This window comes from Rhizobium sp. WSM1328, assembly GCF_057653715.1.
In genome coordinates, this window is the sequence record NZ_CM172788.1 from 50,076 (window position 1) to 66,587 (window position 16,512).

Here is a 16,512-nt window from a genome sequence, read left to right on the forward strand (position 1 = left end):
CCTGCTCCGGCAGAATGCTGCAATCTGACCAGGAAAGGCTCTAAGGGCACGCCATCGGAGAGGCTGGAATTGGCTTTTCACAGGCAGATGATCGTCTGCGCAAATTAAATTAGCTCGCGAAGCGGCCGGCATCGGCGCCGTAATAATTCAGGTAACGGTCCGAGATGCTGGAGATCGGCAGCACGATCAGCACGTCGGTCGTGTTGAAGGCATGATCGATGACCGCGCTGGAGCCGACCATCGCGCCGAGGCGGAGATAGCCCTTGATCAGCGGCGGCAGAGCCATCAGCGCCCGCTTCGGGTTGATGGCTTCGACCGGCATCAGGTCCATGTTGCGGGCCAGATGCGGCAGCGCCCCGATGGCCCATTCGTTCTTCGCCAGCACATTGTGGTAGAGGAAGGACAGTGCCAGCGCGTGGCTTTCGAGATAGACGCCGGGGAACGAGGCGCAGCCGAACATGGCGCTGACGCCGTGTTTCAGCGCATAGGCCCAGTTGCCCTGCCACAGGAGCTCGACGGTGCGCTTGGTGCGGTATTCCGGCAGCACGCAGGAGCGGCCGAGTTCCATGAAGCGCTTGTCCGGGTGTTTGGCGATGAGGCCCTCGATTTCGAATTCGGAAGCCGAGTAAAAACCGCCATTGGCGATGGCGACATCTTGACGCAACAGCCTGTAGGTGCCGACGATCTGGTCTTCCGGGTCGCCCTCGATCGAGCGGTCGAGAACCAGAAGATGGTCGCAGACAGCGTCATAGGCGTCGACGTCGCGCTGTCGGCGCATCGCATCCAGCGGCAGCTGCGCCTTCATTTCGTCGACGAAGACGCGGTAGCGCACGGCCTGGGCGGCATCGATCTCGCGTGCCGTGCGGGCAAGGCGGGTCTCCAGATTGCCGATGCGGCCGAGGATATCGCCGTCCTTCTGCACAGCCGTCGAGGGCGGTGCAGCCTCCGCGGTGGTGTCACGATTCAGGATGTCGATGGCGGACATGACGATTCTCCCGTTGCCGGCTTATCGACGCCATAAAACACTTCTCTACGACAGGAAAGTGACATTCTGAATTTCCAGGCGCAAGAAACATGCCGGTTCCCGAGGCGCTCACCGCGCCTCTGCCCGGCGGGCGGAAAGGGCGGCAACCGCTTGAACTTCGGTCAGCAGCCGCACCGGATCGACCGGCTTTACCATGACGCGGTTGGCGCCGTTGAGCAAGACCTGGCGGCGCGATTCGTCGCTCTTGTCGGCCGTCAGCACGATCACCGGCACCGAGGCGAGATCGAGCCGCCGCTCATGGCCGCGCAGGCGTCCCAGCATGTCGATGCCGTTGCCGCCAGGCATCGAGAGGTCGCTGATAATGATATCGGGCCGGGCATTGGCCTCGCAGAGCGCGTAGTCGAGCAGGGTCTCGAAATCCTCGACATGGCGCACCTTATGCCCGCCCTTTTCCAGGACGACGCGCACCAGCATGGCATTGATCGGATCGTCCTCGCCGAGCAGGATGCTGAGCCCGCTGGCGGCAACCAGCGTCTCCGCTACCGAAAGGCCGAAGCCCGGCTGGTTGTCGTTCAGCGCGTCGCGCTTCTCCATGCCGCGCATGCGCCCGCGCAGCACGTCGATCAGCGACTGTTCGCGCAGCGGCCGGATCAGCCAGGCATCGAAGAGGTCGAGCGGATGGGCGCTGCGCTCTTCCGGATTGACGAGCAGGACCTTGCGCAGGCCAAGGGCGGCGATTTCGGCGCGATCGGCAAGATGGGCGGAAAATTCCGCCGACATCCGATGGTCGATGATGATATCGGTCGGCCGCCGCCCGCCCTTTGCCAGCTCGAGCAGCGTTGCCCGCGCCGTCTCGCCGTCGCCGACGAGATGGCAGAGGCCGCCGAGCGTGGTGATCGTTTCGGCGATGGCGGTGCGCGCCGCACCTGCCGGCGCCAGTAGCACGACGCTGTTGCCTGAAAGCAGCGTGTTTCGCCGGTCGGGGCGCTCGCTGTCGATATCGACAGGGAAGCAGATGGTGAATTCGCTGCCTCGGCCCTTTTCGCTGGCAACCGTCAGCGCGCCGTTGAATTCGCGCATGATGCGGGCGGAGATGGCAAGGCCGAGGCCGGTCCCGCTGCTCTTGTCGACAACGCTCCCGCCCTGCTCGAACTCGCCGAAGACGCGCGCCTGCTCCTCCGTCGTCATGCCGGGACCGCTATCGGTCACGGTGATCGAGAGGTCGTCGTCGTCGAGCGACACGCGGATGAAGACGCCGCCAACCTGGGTGAACTTCACGGCATTGCCGATGACGTTGAACAGAACCTGGCGCAGCCGCGCCGGGTCGAAGCTCATATTTTCGGGCACGTCGGAGGACACGGTGGCGCCGATCTCGATACCCTTTTCATGCGCCCGGTGGGCGAGCATCTCGACGACGCTTTCCAGAAGCTTGCGCAGCGATTCCGAGCGCGGGTGCAGCGCGAAGCGGCCGACTTCGATGGTGGAGAAATCGAGCAGATCCTCGACGAGCTGCGTCAATGCATGGCCGGACTGGCGGATGTTCGCGAGATAGTTCTGCTGCTCCTGCGTCAACCGCGTCTCCGCGATCAGATGCGTCATGCCGAGGATGCCCGAAAGCGGCGTGCGCACCTCGTGGCTGACGGTGGCAAGCAGCCTCGATTTCGCGGCGCTGTTATATTCGGCCTTCTGGCGGGCTTCCTCGCGGCCCTGCGCGATCAGCCGCTCGTCGGTCACGTCGCGGGCAACGCTTTGCAGCAGCAGGCGGCCGTTCGCCGGGTCGCGGGTAACGACGTCACGCCAGAGGAAGATGCGCTGGCCTTCCGGCGTCGAGATCTCGACATCGTAGCAATGCGGTATCGGACCGGGGCGGAAGGCAAGGCCGATCTCCTCGCAGGTTTTTCCTTCCGGACGCAGCCGCCCGGTCAGGCGGCGAAACGTGTCATTGGCGGAGATGATGCGCCGGTCCATGGTGCGGCTGACCGTGATGTCGCCGAGCACGTCGTGCACGTCGGCAAACAGCTTTGCGCCGCCATTCTCATCCGGCATGGATTGACCGGGGCGCTGCCCGGCCTTGCGCGAGCGAACCATCAGCAGGGCATAACTGGCGATGACGGCCAGGCCAAGGACGACGAGACCGCCCGAAAGCAGCAGCGGATCGCCGGCATGGGCAAGCAGCATCAGGATCGTTGCGGCAAGAAGGCCGGCGCCGCCGAGCCAGTAGAACAGCAGGCGCCGTGTCGGTGCAGGTCCGTCCTGGCGGTCATCGGCGCCCCGGGGTGCCGGTGCGTTCGGTCGTGCGAAGACCGCCTCCATCCGCTTCTCATGCGGCTTGGCGGCGGGTCCACCGAAGGCGGCGGACAATCTTTCCTGCAACTGTCCCAGGTTCTGCATGCTATCTGGATAACATGAGGCCCGTTCCGAATGCCTTCAGGATTTCGATAAGATTTTAGCGGCTGGCCTTTTTCGGCAGCAGCAGCTCGTCGAGAATGACGCAGCCGGCCCCGATGGTGATGAAACTGTCGGCGAGATTGAAGACCGCGAAGGACCAGCTCTCGGTGTAGAATAGAATGTAATCGATCACATGCCCATAAGCGAAGCGGTCGACGAGATTGCCGATCGCGCCGGCGATGATCAGCGCATAACCGAGATGGGCGATCCAGCGATCCTTCGCCGTGCGGTACCACAGCCAGATGACGAAGGCGACGATGATGAGCCGCATGCCGACGATGAACCAGCCGTCCATGCCCGACAGCATCGAAAAGGCGACGCCGAGATTGTAGGTGCGGTAGAGCGCCAGCATCGGAACGACGGGTACGGCCTCCTGTAGCGGCAGGTAATGATCAACGGCGATCTTGACGGCCTGGTCGATGAGAACGGCGACGACGATGAAGAAGAGGATCGGCGCCGGGCGCGAAAACAGCGCCGGGCGTGCATGCGTCTGTTCGGTCATTTGCCCTCGGCAAGTGAGAGGAGATGGCGGCGTGCCTCGAAAAGCATGACGGCGGTGGCGACGGCGAGGTTCAGCGAATCGGCGCGGCCCTGCTGCGGAATGCGGGCAAGCGCGTCGGCCTCCCTGGCCAGCTGCTCCGGCAGGCCGGATTGTTCGTTGCCCATCAGGAGCACGACGGGCTTTTTCCGGTAGTCGATCGTCCGGTAATCGACCGCGCCGGCAAGATGCGTCGCGACGACGGAAACGCCGGCCGATTTCCGCCAGGCGATGAATTCCTCGGGCGTCGCCCGCGCGACCGGAACGGCAAAGACCGAGCCCATGGTGGCCCGCACGGTTTCGAGCGAGAAAGGATCAGTCGTTTCTCCGAGAAGTATGATGCCGGAAGCCCCCGCCGCATCGGCCGTGCGGATGATGGTGCCGAGATTGCCGGGGTCGCGCACCCGGTCGAGCGCCACCCATGTCTCGCCGTCGCTCAGTCGGATACCTTTGAGCGGCGTCCAGCGCTGCTCGAAGATGCCGACCACCATCTGCGGGTTGTCGCGGCGGGTGATCGAGGCGATCACCTTTTCGCTGACCTCAAGCACCAGCCCGCCCGACGCGACGGTCTTTGCCGCCATCTGCTCGACCAGCGGCTTGCCCTTGGCGGCCTTGGCATAGACCAGCGTGCGGATCGCCCAGCCGAGTTCGATCGCATCGATGATGAGTTTCAGTCCTTCGGCCAGGAAAGTACCGCTTTCCTCGCGCGACTTCTTGTTCGTCAGCGCCTTGATGTCCTTGATGATCGGATTGGCGAGCGAAGTGACTTCCTTCACCTGCCCGACCCTGCGCGGTCCCTGATCGTGGAAGTCCTTGCTCATTTCGGCACCCAGCGGGAAAAGAGGGAGGTGGAGAGCGCGCGGCCCTGCGTCTTGCCGTCGGTGCCGGCCTCGCGGATCACCAACTCGCCGGATTCGACCACGCCGCCGGCGCCACGCATCGTCTCGCGCATCAGCTCATGGATCGAATAGAAGCTGGCGCGGATCGAATAGGCCGTCAGCACCAGGCCCACGGCCTTCGGCGACAGGATCTCGCGGCAGACGTCGAGCATCAGAGGCAGATGCTCGAAGAGATGCCAGACTTCGCCATTGGGGCCGCGGCCGAATTTCGGCGGATCGGTGAGGATGATATCGTATTGGCTGCCGCGGCGTTCCTCGCGCAGGATGAATTTCATCGCATCCTCGCAGATCCAGCGGATCGGCAACTTCTCCATGCGCCCGAGCGCCTGGTTTTCCCTTGCCCAGCCGATCGCCTTCTTCGAGGCGTCGACATGGGTGACCTCGGCGCCAGCTGCGGCGGCAACCAGCGAGGCGACGCCGGTATAACCGAAGAGGTTCAGCACCTTCAGCGGCCGGCCGGCCTTTTCGACCTGCTCTTTCATCCAGCTCCAGTGGACGATCTGCTCCGGGAAGACGCCGACATGACGGAAGGAGGTGAAGCGGCCGAGAAAATCGACACCGAGCAGATTGAGCGGCCAGGTCTCGCCGAGCGCCTCCTTCGGAAAGCGCCAGCGGCCGGCGCCTTCCTCGTCGGTATCGCCGGTGAAGGCGGCATCGACCTTTTCCCAGACTTGGGGCGCCAGCGAAGGCCGCCACAGCGCCTGGGCTTCCGGACGGATGATGCGATAGGGGCCGTATTGCTCGAGCTTTTCGCCGTTGCCGCTGTCGATCAGGTGGAAGTCGCCGGCCCCGAGCGATTCGAGAATGACGGGCACGCGCTCAGTCGGCCGCTCGCCGCTGCGTGTCATCAGAGGACGCACGACGGCGGCAGGCACAGCAGCCTCGCGCACCGCCTCGCGGGTTGCCGCGGGCTGCGCGACCGGCTTCGGCGGCCGGCCTGCCCGATCGTCCCTGCGATTTTCACCGGAAGGACCTGATGTTTTCTTCTGGCCCGGCCGGCCTTCTCTCTGTTTCAACGTGCTCTTCCGCGTCTCTGTCGGGGTGTGGTATCGGCTTTGTCCGCTGCAGCGCCGCGCGTCTTTTGAAACGCGCAAAGCACATTGCGGCACTTTGAATATGCAGTAGCCCAGAAAAGCCGGGCGGATCAACTGCGCTGCCGGCCAAGCCCGGGCAAGCGGAGAGGGTTCTCCCGGCGCGGCGCCTATTTTACGCCTTCGGAGGCCTGTGTGCGAAGCCAGCTTTCCGCCGCATAGAGGGCCGCGACATGCATCGACTGCATGATGACGGCGCCGGACTGCAGGTCGCCAAGGATGGCAGCTAGATCCGTAAACAGCAGCTCGACCTTCTCTCCGGGGTCGAAAGATGGTTCGCCGGCCCGGCTGAGACCCAGCGCCAGCCAGCTCGTCACCACGTTGCTGTGGCTGGCGGCATTTGGGTAGGAGGTGAGCAGCTTGACGAAGGTCGAAGCTTCATAGCCGGTCTCCTCCCGGAGCTCGCGCCGGGCCGCCGCCATCGCCGCATCGCCGGTCTCGCTGTCGCCGGGTTCGAGGCTGCCGGCGACCAGACCGAGCACAATCTCGCCGCGGCCGTGCCGGTATTCCCGCGTCAACAGCACGCGCCCGTCAGGCATCACAGGGATGACGTTGATCCAGTCGGGATAATCGAGCACATGGAATGGCGCGACGACGGTTCCATCGGCGGTGACGCAATCGTCGCTCCGGACCCGGATCCAGCGATCCTCATAGGTGATCCGGCTTGCCGTCACGCTCCAGGGCTTCAGTTCGTCGTTCATCGGCCCATCCCTTGTGTGTCAGATGTGTGTCAGATCGGAACCCGGCAGATAACATTCCGTCCTGCCTTGGCAAAGCGCTTTCGCGCTGGGATAAGATGAGCGAATCGAAGATGGGGCCATCGAATGGATTTCACCGGCGAAGAACGCATCGCCGCGCCGCGGGACATCGTCTGGGCAGCACTCAACGATCCCGAGATCATGCGCGGCTGCATTCCGGGTTGCCAGAGCATCGAGCGGCTGTCGCCTGATGTCTTCGAGGCGACGATCAAGGTCAAGTTCAGCCTGTTGTCCGCCACCTTCCACGGGCTGCTGACGCTTTCCAACGTCGATGCGCCGAAGAGCTATACGCTGTCGGCCGAAGGCAAGGGCGGCCTTGCCGGCTTCGCCAGGGGCAGCGCCGATATCGTGCTTGAGGAAAGGGGTGCCGAGACCATCCTGCACTACCGGTCGAAGGCCGAACTCGGCGGCAGGCTCGCCCAGCTGGGTGCCCGCCTGCTCGATTCGACCTCGCAAAAGCTCGCCGAAGGGTTCTTTTCGGATTTCAATGCCGCGGTCGTCGCGAAGATGGCAGCGGGTTAGGCTTGGCGCGGGCGCAGGGTTTGTTTAAATCGGCATGATGACGTGGACCATCAGGCCGCCGCGGGCGGAAGACCAGGAAATACTCGCGGAGATTTATCTTTCCGTACGCCGCGAAACATTCGTCTGGGTCGATCCCGGCAAATTCCATCGCGAGGATTTCGCTGCCCATACCAATGGCGAGACGGTCTTCGTCTGCGCGCATGAAAACGGCCGCGTTGCCGGCTTCCTGTCGCTCTGGCCAGCCGATGATTTCATCCACATGCTCTATATCAGCCCTGAATTTCAGGGCCAGGGTGCCGGTAAGGCGCTGCTGCAGGCGCTGCCGGAATGGCCGCAACACCGGTACCGGCTGAAATGCCTGGTGAAGAACCGGCGGGCAAAGGCGTTCTACCTTTCCCACGGTTTCCACGTGACCGGCAACGGCACCTCGCCGGAGGGCGACTACGAGGAACTGAGCTTTTTTCCGGCTTGACAGCCGCCGAAAGCCGGCCGCCGAATCCGAGCCAATCGAATATTGACCGGTTTTACCGCGCCGGCAGCTGCCCGGCGATTTCCTCGGCGCGGTTCTTGTGGCGGTCGGCCTCGCTTTGCCAGCGGATGGCTTCCTTGGCCTCGGTGCGGGCGCGCCTGCGGTGTTTGCCCTGGCTGAACCAGGTCGCGGCCGCCCCGATCAGCATGCCGGCGATCAGCACGACGACCAGGAAGACGAAGAAGGGCGCAGAAACCGCCAGCACCTGATCATCAGGCCGGAACGGATTGAAGGCGAGCGTGACGCTCTGCCGGTTGGCGACGCAGAAGACGATGAGGATGACGCCGAGCGGCAGCAGAATCAACAGGTTGACGATCTTCTTGGCCATTTGAGGTCTCCACGCGGCAGATTGCGCCGGTCTTTTTGAGGGGCGCGTTTCATGCTTGCAGCGCTATGTGTCCTTGATAGGACACGCAAAGCACGATGCGTTACCAGAATAGGAAAACGGCCCTCGAGTTCAAGTGCGGTTTCGCCGCAGGCAGCGACGGTTCAATCCTCTTCGTCGGCCTGGCCGGGATTGAGCCGCTCGCGCAGCTCCTTGCCGGTCTTGAAGAAGGGAACCCACTTCTCCTCGACGAAGACGGTATCGCCGGTCCGCGGGTTGCGGCCGGAGCGCGACGGGCGGTTCTTGACCGAAAAGGCGCCAAACCCGCGCAATTCGACTCGGTTACCCGCAGCCAGTGCATCCGTGATCTCGTCGAGAACCGCGTTGACGATATTCTCGACGTCGCGATGATAGAGATGCGGGTTGCGTGCCGCAACAATCTGCACCAATTCAGACTTGATCACTTTCGCCCCCTTAAATTATTGATTTCTTATCAATCGTGGCCAACCTGCCAAACTGAAAGCAGCCCGTCAAGAAGCAACTTTGGGGGCAGGATTCCATTGATATCCTGGGTTTTCATGAGATCATCATAACCGAAGATCGTAATCAACCGAGAAACAGCCCCAGCGAGCAGAAAGGGCGTATTGCTCTTCTTGTCCCAGTCCACCATGGGCAGATCACTGTCGACGCCGCGTGACGTCAGATAGGCGCGGATCTCAGCCTCGCCGCCGATTGCATCGACAAGTTTCACCTTCAGCGCCTGGCGGCCGGTATAGATCGTGCCGTCGGCCAGTTTCAGCACCTCGTCGCGCGGCAGCTTGCGCCGGTCGGCGACCAGGTCGACGAACCAGTTATAGCTGTCGACCACCATGTTGCGGATCATCGCCTTGGCTTCCTCGCTTGCCTCGTGGAAGGGCGAGGGCTCGGCCTTCAGCGGCGAGGACTTGATTTCCTGCAGCGAGACGCCGATCTTGTCGAGCAGCGGCTGGATCTGCGGATACTGGAAGATGACGCCGATCGAGCCGGTGATCGAGCTGTCGCCGGCAATGATCGTATCGCCGGCGGTGGCGATCATGTAGCCGGCGGAGGCGGCAAGCGTGCGCACGTCGGAGACGACAGGCTTCTTGGCAGAGATTGCACGGATCGCCTTGAAGATTTTTTCGCCGCCATAGGTCGTGCCGCCGGGCGAGGAGATCGAAATCACCACTGCCTTCACCTGATCGCTGATCTCGACCTTCTTCAGCCGCTCCAGAAGCTCGTCGTCATCGACGATCAGCCCGGATATCGTCACATGGGCGATGTGCGGGCGCTCCGTCCCGGCATCGCCGAGGGCAAAGCGGTAGAAGGCGAAACCAAGTGCCACGATGAGGGCCACCGCGATGACGCGCCAGAAGCCGAGCTTACGACGCAGCCGCCGGCGATCGGCGATGATCGAACTGTCCATAGAAACCTCCAGCGCTGGCACCAGCTTCGGCATGCCGCCGATCGATCCGGTGAAATAGGGTGGCAGCGGCCCGTACGAATGCCACTTTTGAATGTTTTTCCGTTTTGTTGCTTGTTGCAGAAAAAATTCCATATTGGCAAGCCAATGTAATAATGCGAAACGAACTGTGATTGGCGGCCGGCTTTGTTATGAAGGCGCGGCGATCACCGCACATGGACGAGGCCTATGCTCGATACCCTGAAGAACAACGGACATGCCGCCTATTCAGGGTCCGGCAAGAATGCCTATGGCGATGCGTTGTTCCATTCCGCCCGCGTGCGGCGGCTGAAGATATTGCTGCCGGTGGCGGCCCTCATCGTCGCGGCGAGCCTCACCGCGGTGGCGTTAGTCAGCATCTATCTGCCCGAAAACATCAAGATGGAAGGCGCCAAGATCGAGAACGGCAAGGTCGTGATGGAAAAGCCGGCGATATCAGGTCGCAATTCCGACGGCATCAATTATTCGATGCTGGCCGAAAGGGCGCTGCAGGATATCCGCAATCCCGATCTCATCACGCTCGAGACCATCAAGGCCGCCGTGCCGATGAATGACGGCCTGATCGCCCGTGTCGTCGCCTCGACCGCCGATTACAATCGTGCCACCGACAATCTGCATATGACGGCCCCCTTCACCCTGGTGCTGAGCAGCGGCCTCAATGCGAATTTCCAGTCGGCACAGCTCGACATCAAGGGCGGAAACATGCGGAGCGACGACCCCGTCACCATCACCAAGGACAATGCCTCCATTGTTGCGAAGACGCTTCAGATAACCGATAAGGGGCGGGTGATCACATTCGAGGGGAATGTTCGCATGAATGTCGATCCATCCACCATCCATAAACAGGGCACTTAACCAGCCGGGTCATCCATGACAAAAGATTGTCGCTTTTCCACTTGCAAGACAGGCATGGCATTCATTGCCGGCGCATTTGCCCTTATTCTGACGGCCTCGGGCGCGGGCGCGCAGCAGGCGACGGCCACGATGCCGGGCATGAAGCTGTCCAACGACCAGCCGATCCAGATCGAAAGCGACAAGCTGGAGATCCACGACCAGGAACACACCGCTCTCTTTACCGGCAACGTCAAGGTCGTCCAAGGGGCGACGACGATGCAGTCCGGCAAGATGACCGTCTATTACAAGGACAAGGCGGCAAAGCCGGCCACTGACGGGACGCAACCGGCGGCCCAACCCGCAGCGCAGCCGCAGCAGTCTGCCTCGCTTGCATCGGGGAGTGCCGATATCGACAAGATCCTGGTGACGGACAAGGTCTTTTTGACCTCGGGCACGCAGACGGCGACCGCCGATGACGGCAATTTCGACATGGCCTCGCAGACATTCATCCTCACCGCGGATGAGGGAAAAAAAGTTATTCTGTCGGACGGGCCGAATGTTTTTACCGGCTGCAAGCTGACGGTTCACATGCAGACCGGCCAGGCGGAGCTTGAAAGCTGCGGCGGGCGTGTCCAGATTCAGCTCGATCCGAAGTCGAAGCCGAATACACCGCAGCAGAAGCAGAACTGAGAAGCCGGCCTCCCACGTGAAATTAACATCGCTATCCACCATGTTCGGCAAGCCCGGGCCACAAGCTGCGGGCGCCGCCGACAAGAGCCGCTATCAGGGAACGCTGATCGCACGCGGTCTGACGAAGACCTATGCGACGCGGCGCGTCGTCAACGGCGTCTCGCTGGTGGTGCGCCGCGGCGAGGCCGTCGGCCTGCTCGGCCCGAACGGCGCCGGCAAGACCACCTGTTTTTACATGATCACCGGCCTGGTGCCGGTCGATGAAGGCACGATCGAGATCGACGGCAACGACGTCACGACCATGCCGATGTACCGCCGATCGCGCCTCGGCGTCGGTTACCTGCCGCAGGAAGCCTCGATCTTCCGAGGGTTGACGGTGGAAGAGAATATCCGCGCCGTCCTCGAAGTGCATGTCAAGGACAAGGCCGAGCGCGAGCAGAAGCTGAACGAGCTGCTGGAGGAATTCCATATCCAGAAGCTGCGCAAGAGTGCCGCCGTCGCCCTTTCCGGCGGTGAGCGCCGCCGCCTCGAAATCGCCCGTGCGCTTGCGACCGACCCGACCTTCATGCTGCTCGACGAACCCTTCGCCGGCGTCGACCCGATCTCGGTCGCCGACATCCAGAATCTCGTTCACCACCTGACGGCACGCGGCATCGGCGTTCTCATCACCGACCACAATGTCCGCGAGACGCTGGGTCTCATCGACCGCGCCTACATCATCCATGCCGGTGAGGTACTGACCCATGGCCGGGCGAACGACATCGTCAACAATCCGGAAGTGCGCCGGCTCTACCTCGGCGACAATTTCAGCCTCTGACGTCAGATCCGGATGATTTTAGGCCGGATCGGCAGAAATTCACTATGCCGGCATAGTTCCGCTTGACCAAATACAATAAAAAAGCAATTTTTGGGCCAACTTGGATTTCCGTGGCCTGAAGCCTTGATCGGACGCGGTTTCCCGGAGGAATCGAGGGGAGTTTTGCGTCCGTCATGGCACTGTCCGCCAATCTTTTCCTGCGCCAGACTCAGTCTTTGGTGATGACGCCGCAACTGATGCAATCCATCCAGTTGCTGCAGATGACGCATTTCGAACTCAACCAGTTCATCGCCCTGGAAGTGGAGAAGAACCCGCTGCTCGAATTTCCGTCGAATGACGGCGAGGCGGGCGGCGAACGCGGCGAAGCCGAAGATGGAGAGTATGCTCATCAGCCGGAGGATGCCGGGTCGGACGACGGTTACGATAACCGCACCGAGGCGCTCTCCAGCGACTGGTATGACAATGGCGGCAGCGCCAGCACCAGCCGGCTGAACGACGAGCTCGACGCCAATTACACCAATGTCTTTCCTGACGACGGTGCCCCGCAGCGCCTCGATGCGCCGGAGCTCGTCAGCCAGTGGAAGTCGATGCCGGGCAGCGGCGAGGGCGCCGACTACGATCTCGACGATTTCGTCGCCGGCCAGGTGTCGCTGCGCGATCATCTCGCCCAGCAGATCCCCTTCGTCCTGCCCGACATGGCCGACCGGCTGATCGCGCAGAATTTCGTCGACCAGCTCGACGACTGCGGTTATCTGCAGGCCGATATCGTCGAGGCGGGCGAGAGGCTGGGCACGAGCCTCGCACAGGCAGAGCGCGTGCTCGCCACCCTCCAGAGCCTCGATCCGCCGGGTGTTTTCGCCCGCAGCCTCGCCGAATGCCTGGCGATCCAGCTGAAGCAGAAGGACCGATATGACCCGGCCATGCAGGCTCTGGTCGAAAATCTCGAACTGCTTGCCCGGCGCGATTTTGCCACGCTGAAGCGGCTTTGCGGCGTCGACGAGGAAGATCTTCTCGACATGCTCGGCGAGATCCGCCAGCTCAATCCGAAGCCCGGCAGCGGTTTCGAGGCGGGTATTTCCGAAGCGATCATGCCCGATGTGGTCGTCAGAGCCTCCTCGGATGGCGGCTGGCTGGTCGAGCTCAATCCGGATACGCTGCCGCGAGTGCTGGTCAACCAGTCTTATTTTTCCCGGGTGACAAAGAACGGCGAGGATCACGCCTTCCTCTCCGATTGCCTGCAGACCGCCAACTGGCTGACGCGCAGCCTCGATCAGCGGGCTAAAACCATCATGAAGGTGGCAAGCGAAATCGTCCGCCAGCAGGACGCCTTCCTGCTGCACGGCGTCGACTATCTGCGCCCGCTGAACCTGAAGACGGTCGCCGAAGCGATCAAGATGCATGAATCCACCGTCAGCCGGGTCACGTCGAACAAATATATGCTGACGCCGCGCGGCCTCTTCGAACTCAAATATTTCTTCACCGTCTCGATCAGCGCCGTCGCAGGCGGCGACAGCCATTCGGCCGAAGCCGTGCGTCACAAGATCCGCGCGCTGATCCTGCAGGAGAGCCCGGAGGCGGTGCTTTCCGACGACGATATCGTCGACATGCTGAAGAAGGGCGGGGTCGATCTCGCCCGCCGCACGGTTGCGAAATACAGGGAGGCGATGAACATTGCCTCTTCGGTCCAGCGCCGCCGCGAGAAGCGGGCGCTCGCCAAGGTCGCCGGTTTCTAACGCGGCAACGCTTCGGCCTCGATCGAAGCATCCGGCCCGCAAATCCCGTTGTTCCTCTCCAGCGCCCTGCGTCTTAGACATGCAAACGGCGCCGAAACCCTGTGAATTGTCTTCAACGAATATCGAAATGCCGACCATGATGCGGCAAAATTCCAACCTTGCCAGGGAGCTTTTCCTGCTGCTGGTGCTGGCGACCCTTTGGGGTTCCTCCTATAGCTTCATCAAGATCGGCGTCGAGACGATCCCGCCGATAACGTTGATCGCCGCTCGCACGCTGATTGCCGGCGGCATTCTGCTGGCCGTCCTGCGCCACCGGCGTGTCCGCCTGCCGCGCGATCTCGCCACCTGGCGGCGGTTTTTCGTTCAGGCCTGTCTGAACAGCGTCGTCCCCTTCACTCTGATCGCCTGGGCGGAACAGTCCGTCGATGCCGGACTGGCGGTGATCCTGAATTCGGCAACGCCGATCTTCACCTTCCTGCTGACCGTGCTGATCACCCGCCATGAGCAGGTGACGTTGCGAAGGCTTTTTGGCGTCATGGCCGGGCTTGCCGGCATCTGCCTCGTCATCGGCGTCGAAGCGCTCGGCGGTCTCGGCGAAAGCCTGATGGCGCAGCTTGCCATCATCCTGGCGACCATCTGCTATGCAGGTGCCGCGATTTTCAGCAAGAACTTCAAGGGGCTCGACCCCGCGGTGCCGGCGGCCGGCTCGTTGATCTCAGGCGCGGTTGTTCTCTTGCCGATGAGCCTCGTCGTCGATCGGCCGTGGGAAATCGATCCTTCGCCGGCATCGATGCTGGCGCTGCTGGCCCTCTCCGCCTTTTCGACGGCGCTCGCCTTTGTGATCTATTTCCGTCTCGTCCAGACGCTGGGTTCGGTCGGAACCACCGCGCAAGCCTATCTCAGAGTGCCGATCGGGGTTGCGATCGGCATCGTTTTTCTCGGCGAAAGGCTGAGCCCGACGGCCTGGATCGGGCTCGTCTGCGTCATAGCAGGTGTCGCCGCCATGACGATCCCTGCAAGGAGGGGCACAACGCAGGCACGAAACGCCTAAACTGTATGGGGTGGCGATCGGCGGCATGCCTTGCCCGACTGGGTATCCGCCACACGTTGACCGAGTGCCGCCGACGGTGATTCGGCGCCCTATTGACTTTTCGGCAAGCTCTGGCTAGAAGCCCGCCGCAATCGATGCCGTGAACGGCGTCTGGAGTTATCCCCAGCATCAGAAGGGCACTAAGGACCCGCAGGCCTAAGCCGATCTTGCTTGAGATTGTGCGAAGTGCTTGGATGAACCTGAGGCTTGGCGTAAACTGATACCCGCAAACGACCATAAGAAGGGAAACTCCATGAGTGTGCGTGTATCCGGGAAACATATGGAAATTGGTGAATCTTTCCGTCAAAGGATCGAGGACCAAATTGGTATGGCCATCACGAAATACTTCGACGGGGGATATTCCGGCCAGGTGACCGTGGAAAAGGCGAGTTCTCGTTACTCGGCGGATTGCAAGCTTCATCTCGACAGCGGGGTGGTGCTGCATGCGGCCGGCGAGGCGACCGACCCGCAATTGGCTTTCGACGCCGCCTCCCAGCGGATCGAAAAACGGCTGCGGCGTTACAAGCGCAAGCTGAAGGACCATCACGCCGGAAACCATCTGAATGGTTTTGCAGAGGTCTCCTACACGGTTATGGATTCCGTTCCTGATCACGATGATGAAATCGCTGACGATTTCGCTCCGGCGATCGTCGCTGAAAGCACGAAGCAGCTGAAGACCATGTCGGTCGCCACCGCAGTGATGGCGCTCGACATGACCGACGAGCCGCTTCTCCTGTTCCGCAGCCCCGGCAAGGAACATCTGAACATCGTTTACCGTCGGCACGACGGAAATATTGGCTGGATCGATTCAGCCAGTATCAAAGGCTGAGATCAGGGTGGTGAGCGGCGGTATTGCCGCCGCTCCTTGCATTTGATCCCGGCGACAGAAGGAAAAAGAAATGGCATTGGCAGATTTGCTCCATCAGGATGCGATCATTCCCGCCCTCAGAGTAAATTCCAAGAAACAGTTGCTTCAGGAATTGGCTGCAAGAGCCTCCAGGATCACCGGGCTTTCCGAACGGGAGGTCTTCGACGTCATCCTGCAGCGCGAACGCCTGGGCTCGACCGGAGTCGGCAACGGCATAGCCATTCCCCACGGCAAGCTGGGAAACATCCATTCGATCGTCGGCATCTTCGCCCGGCTGGAGCAGCCGGTCGATTTCGAGGCGCTGGACGACCAGCCTGTTGATCTCGTGTTCCTGCTGCTTGCGCCGGAGGGCGCGGGCGCCGATCATCTCAAGGCTCTGTCGCGTATCGCCCGCGTGCTACGCGATCACGATCTGGTCGCCAAGCTGCGCGCCACCGAGTCCGCCTCGGCGATCTACGCCTTCCTCAACGAAGAGCAGACGTCGAACGCTGCCTGAGCGGCATTAATTCCTTCCCGAAATGCAAAAAGGCGCCTGATCTCCCAGGCGCCTTCTGCATTATGAGGGGCGGAAAGATCGAGGCGAAGGGGCTGAAGTCGCCGGTGCCCGCATCTTTCGGGCGACAGAGGCGAGGACTACGGCGTTGCCCGAACCCGAGACGCTGAAACGCGTGGCCAGCGCCTTCAGCGTTTGTGCCTCGTCGTTGAGTGCGACGCTCGCAGCGGTCGCTTCCTCCACCATCGCCGCATTCTGCTGTGCCCCCTGGCCCATCTGCATCATGGCCTGGTTGATTTTCTTCAAGCCAACGACGATGAAGAGCCTGAGCGGAACTTGTTGAGCAAACTCGGTGCTGGAAGTCCACTCATCGACCCTTCGGGCCACCGTCTCCCCGCTGGGGAGAAGGGGG

Annotated in this window: 18 protein-coding genes and 1 pseudogene; 9 read left to right on the forward strand and 10 right to left on the reverse strand. The window is 62.0% G+C overall.

The window, feature by feature from the left end; translation table 11 throughout:
- Nucleotides 1-109: 109 nt before the first annotated feature.
- From olsB to AC2444_RS00275, 6 genes are all read right to left on the reverse strand, one after another.
- Complete coding sequence (gene olsB / locus AC2444_RS00250) at nt 110-985, reverse strand: l-ornithine N(alpha)-acyltransferase (RefSeq protein ID WP_012755793.1); 876 nt, start codon at nt 983-985, stop codon at nt 110-112.
- Nucleotides 986-1,093: 108 nt separating this feature from the next.
- The gene (locus tag AC2444_RS00255) at nt 1,094-3,376 is read right to left on the reverse strand and encodes a PAS domain-containing hybrid sensor histidine kinase/response regulator (protein WP_012755794.1); all 2,283 of its coding nucleotides are present in this window, start codon (nt 3,374-3,376) and stop codon (nt 1,094-1,096) included.
- A gap of 55 nt (nt 3,377-3,431) precedes the next feature.
- A complete protein-coding gene (gene lspA / locus AC2444_RS00260) occupies nt 3,432-3,935 on the reverse strand; it encodes a signal peptidase II (RefSeq protein WP_012755795.1) in 504 nt (167 codons plus the stop codon).
- Entirely contained in the window at nt 3,932-4,792 is an 861-nt protein-coding gene (locus tag AC2444_RS00265; protein ID WP_012755796.1) for a TrmH family RNA methyltransferase, read from the reverse strand. Before AC2444_RS00265 ends, lspA begins: the two co-directional genes overlap by 4 nt.
- On the reverse strand, nt 4,789-5,886 hold the full coding sequence (locus AC2444_RS00270; protein WP_012755797.1) for a class I SAM-dependent methyltransferase: 1,098 nt from the start codon (nt 5,884-5,886) through the stop codon (nt 4,789-4,791). The genes AC2444_RS00265 and AC2444_RS00270 overlap by 4 nt, the downstream gene beginning before the upstream one ends.
- Nucleotides 5,887-6,071: 185 nt before the next feature.
- Nucleotides 6,072-6,662 (reverse strand): NUDIX hydrolase, encoded by a 591-nt coding sequence (locus tag AC2444_RS00275; protein ID WP_012755798.1) that lies wholly within the window; start codon nt 6,660-6,662, stop codon nt 6,072-6,074.
- 123 nt (nt 6,663-6,785) lie between these two features.
- On the opposite strand from AC2444_RS00275, the gene AC2444_RS00280 reads away from it, so the two are divergent.
- Together AC2444_RS00280 and AC2444_RS00285 are read left to right on the forward strand one after the other, a co-directional pair.
- Nucleotides 6,786-7,241 carry an SRPBCC family protein gene (locus AC2444_RS00280; protein ID WP_012755799.1) on the forward strand — a complete coding sequence of 152 codons (456 nt, stop codon included), beginning with the start codon at nt 6,786-6,788 and terminating at the stop codon, nt 7,239-7,241.
- Between the two features lie 37 nt (nt 7,242-7,278).
- Complete coding sequence (locus AC2444_RS00285) at nt 7,279-7,713, forward strand: GNAT family N-acetyltransferase (protein WP_026157554.1); 435 nt, start codon at nt 7,279-7,281, stop codon at nt 7,711-7,713.
- A gap of 52 nt (nt 7,714-7,765) precedes the next feature.
- Here AC2444_RS00285 and AC2444_RS00290 read toward each other — a convergent pair whose 3' ends face one another.
- The 3 genes from AC2444_RS00290 to sppA form a co-directional block, all read right to left on the reverse strand.
- The gene (locus tag AC2444_RS00290) at nt 7,766-8,098 is read right to left on the reverse strand and encodes a lipopolysaccharide assembly protein LapA domain-containing protein (RefSeq protein WP_012755801.1); all 333 of its coding nucleotides are present in this window, start codon (nt 8,096-8,098) and stop codon (nt 7,766-7,768) included.
- Between the two features lie 161 nt (nt 8,099-8,259).
- Entirely contained in the window at nt 8,260-8,559 is a 300-nt protein-coding gene (locus AC2444_RS00295; RefSeq protein ID WP_003544934.1) for an integration host factor subunit beta, read from the reverse strand.
- A gap of 29 nt (nt 8,560-8,588) precedes the next feature.
- Nucleotides 8,589-9,539: a signal peptide peptidase SppA gene (sppA, locus tag AC2444_RS00300; RefSeq protein WP_012755802.1), complete on the reverse strand. Its 951-nt coding sequence runs from the start codon at nt 9,537-9,539 to the stop codon at nt 8,589-8,591.
- Nucleotides 9,540-9,764: 225 nt separating this feature from the next.
- Here sppA and lptC point away from each other — a divergent pair, with 225 nt between their 5' ends.
- The 7 genes from lptC to ptsN all read left to right on the forward strand — a co-directional run bounded on the left by lptC (nt 9,765) and on the right by ptsN (nt 16,103).
- On the forward strand, nt 9,765-10,430 hold the full coding sequence (gene lptC / locus AC2444_RS00305; RefSeq protein WP_012755803.1) for an LPS export ABC transporter periplasmic protein LptC: 666 nt from the start codon (nt 9,765-9,767) through the stop codon (nt 10,428-10,430).
- A 15-nt stretch (nt 10,431-10,445) separates the two neighbouring features.
- Nucleotides 10,446-11,099, forward strand: a complete 654-nt coding sequence (locus tag AC2444_RS00310) for an LptA/OstA family protein (protein ID WP_041935452.1) — start codon at nt 10,446-10,448, stop codon at nt 11,097-11,099.
- A gap of 40 nt (nt 11,100-11,139) precedes the next feature.
- Complete coding sequence (gene lptB, locus AC2444_RS00315) at nt 11,140-11,916, forward strand: LPS export ABC transporter ATP-binding protein (protein ID WP_003556077.1); 777 nt, start codon at nt 11,140-11,142, stop codon at nt 11,914-11,916.
- Between the two features lie 173 nt (nt 11,917-12,089).
- Nucleotides 12,090-13,649, forward strand: a complete 1,560-nt coding sequence (gene rpoN, locus AC2444_RS00320; protein ID WP_012755805.1) for an RNA polymerase factor sigma-54 — start codon at nt 12,090-12,092, stop codon at nt 13,647-13,649.
- A gap of 127 nt (nt 13,650-13,776) precedes the next feature.
- Nucleotides 13,777-14,700 (forward strand): DMT family transporter, encoded by a 924-nt coding sequence (locus AC2444_RS00325; protein ID WP_012755806.1) that lies wholly within the window; start codon nt 13,777-13,779, stop codon nt 14,698-14,700.
- Between the two features lie 292 nt (nt 14,701-14,992).
- Nucleotides 14,993-15,568, forward strand: coding sequence for a ribosome hibernation-promoting factor, HPF/YfiA family (hpf, locus tag AC2444_RS00330; protein ID WP_012755807.1), 576 nt, complete (start codon nt 14,993-14,995; stop codon nt 15,566-15,568).
- Between the two features lie 70 nt (nt 15,569-15,638).
- Entirely contained in the window at nt 15,639-16,103 is a 465-nt protein-coding gene (gene ptsN / locus AC2444_RS00335; protein WP_012755808.1) for a PTS IIA-like nitrogen regulatory protein PtsN, read from the forward strand.
- Nucleotides 16,104-16,163: 60 nt separating this feature from the next.
- Here ptsN and AC2444_RS00340 read toward each other — a convergent pair.
- A pseudogene (locus AC2444_RS00340) lies at nt 16,164-16,412 on the reverse strand (methyl-accepting chemotaxis protein); the annotation flags it as partial.
- Nucleotides 16,413-16,512: the final 100 nt, after the last annotated feature.

Coding starts and splice junctions, on each gene's coding strand:
- rpoN (WP_012755805.1), top strand. CDS start 12,090: ATGGCACTGTCCGCCAATCTTTTCCTGCGCCAGACTCAGTCTTTGGTG.
- lptC (WP_012755803.1), top strand. CDS start 9,765: ATGCTCGATACCCTGAAGAACAACGGACATGCCGCCTATTCAGGGTCC.
- AC2444_RS00255 (WP_012755794.1), bottom strand. CDS start 3,376: ATGCAGAACCTGGGACAGTTGCAGGAAAGATTGTCCGCCGCCTTCGGT.
- AC2444_RS00280 (WP_012755799.1), top strand. CDS start 6,786: ATGGATTTCACCGGCGAAGAACGCATCGCCGCGCCGCGGGACATCGTC.
- sppA (WP_012755802.1), bottom strand. CDS start 9,539: ATGGACAGTTCGATCATCGCCGATCGCCGGCGGCTGCGTCGTAAGCTC.
- AC2444_RS00310 (WP_041935452.1), top strand. CDS start 10,446: ATGACAAAAGATTGTCGCTTTTCCACTTGCAAGACAGGCATGGCATTC.
- lspA (WP_012755795.1), bottom strand. CDS start 3,935: ATGACCGAACAGACGCATGCACGCCCGGCGCTGTTTTCGCGCCCGGCG.
- AC2444_RS00325 (WP_012755806.1), top strand. CDS start 13,777: ATGCCGACCATGATGCGGCAAAATTCCAACCTTGCCAGGGAGCTTTTC.
- AC2444_RS00290 (WP_012755801.1), bottom strand. CDS start 8,098: ATGGCCAAGAAGATCGTCAACCTGTTGATTCTGCTGCCGCTCGGCGTC.
- lptB (WP_003556077.1), top strand. CDS start 11,140: ATGTTCGGCAAGCCCGGGCCACAAGCTGCGGGCGCCGCCGACAAGAGC.
- ptsN (WP_012755808.1), top strand. CDS start 15,639: ATGGCATTGGCAGATTTGCTCCATCAGGATGCGATCATTCCCGCCCTC.
- AC2444_RS00275 (WP_012755798.1), bottom strand. CDS start 6,662: ATGAACGACGAACTGAAGCCCTGGAGCGTGACGGCAAGCCGGATCACC.
- hpf (WP_012755807.1), top strand. CDS start 14,993: ATGAGTGTGCGTGTATCCGGGAAACATATGGAAATTGGTGAATCTTTC.
- AC2444_RS00285 (WP_026157554.1), top strand. CDS start 7,279: ATGACGTGGACCATCAGGCCGCCGCGGGCGGAAGACCAGGAAATACTC.
- olsB (WP_012755793.1), bottom strand. CDS start 985: ATGTCCGCCATCGACATCCTGAATCGTGACACCACCGCGGAGGCTGCA.
- AC2444_RS00265 (WP_012755796.1), bottom strand. CDS start 4,792: ATGAGCAAGGACTTCCACGATCAGGGACCGCGCAGGGTCGGGCAGGTG.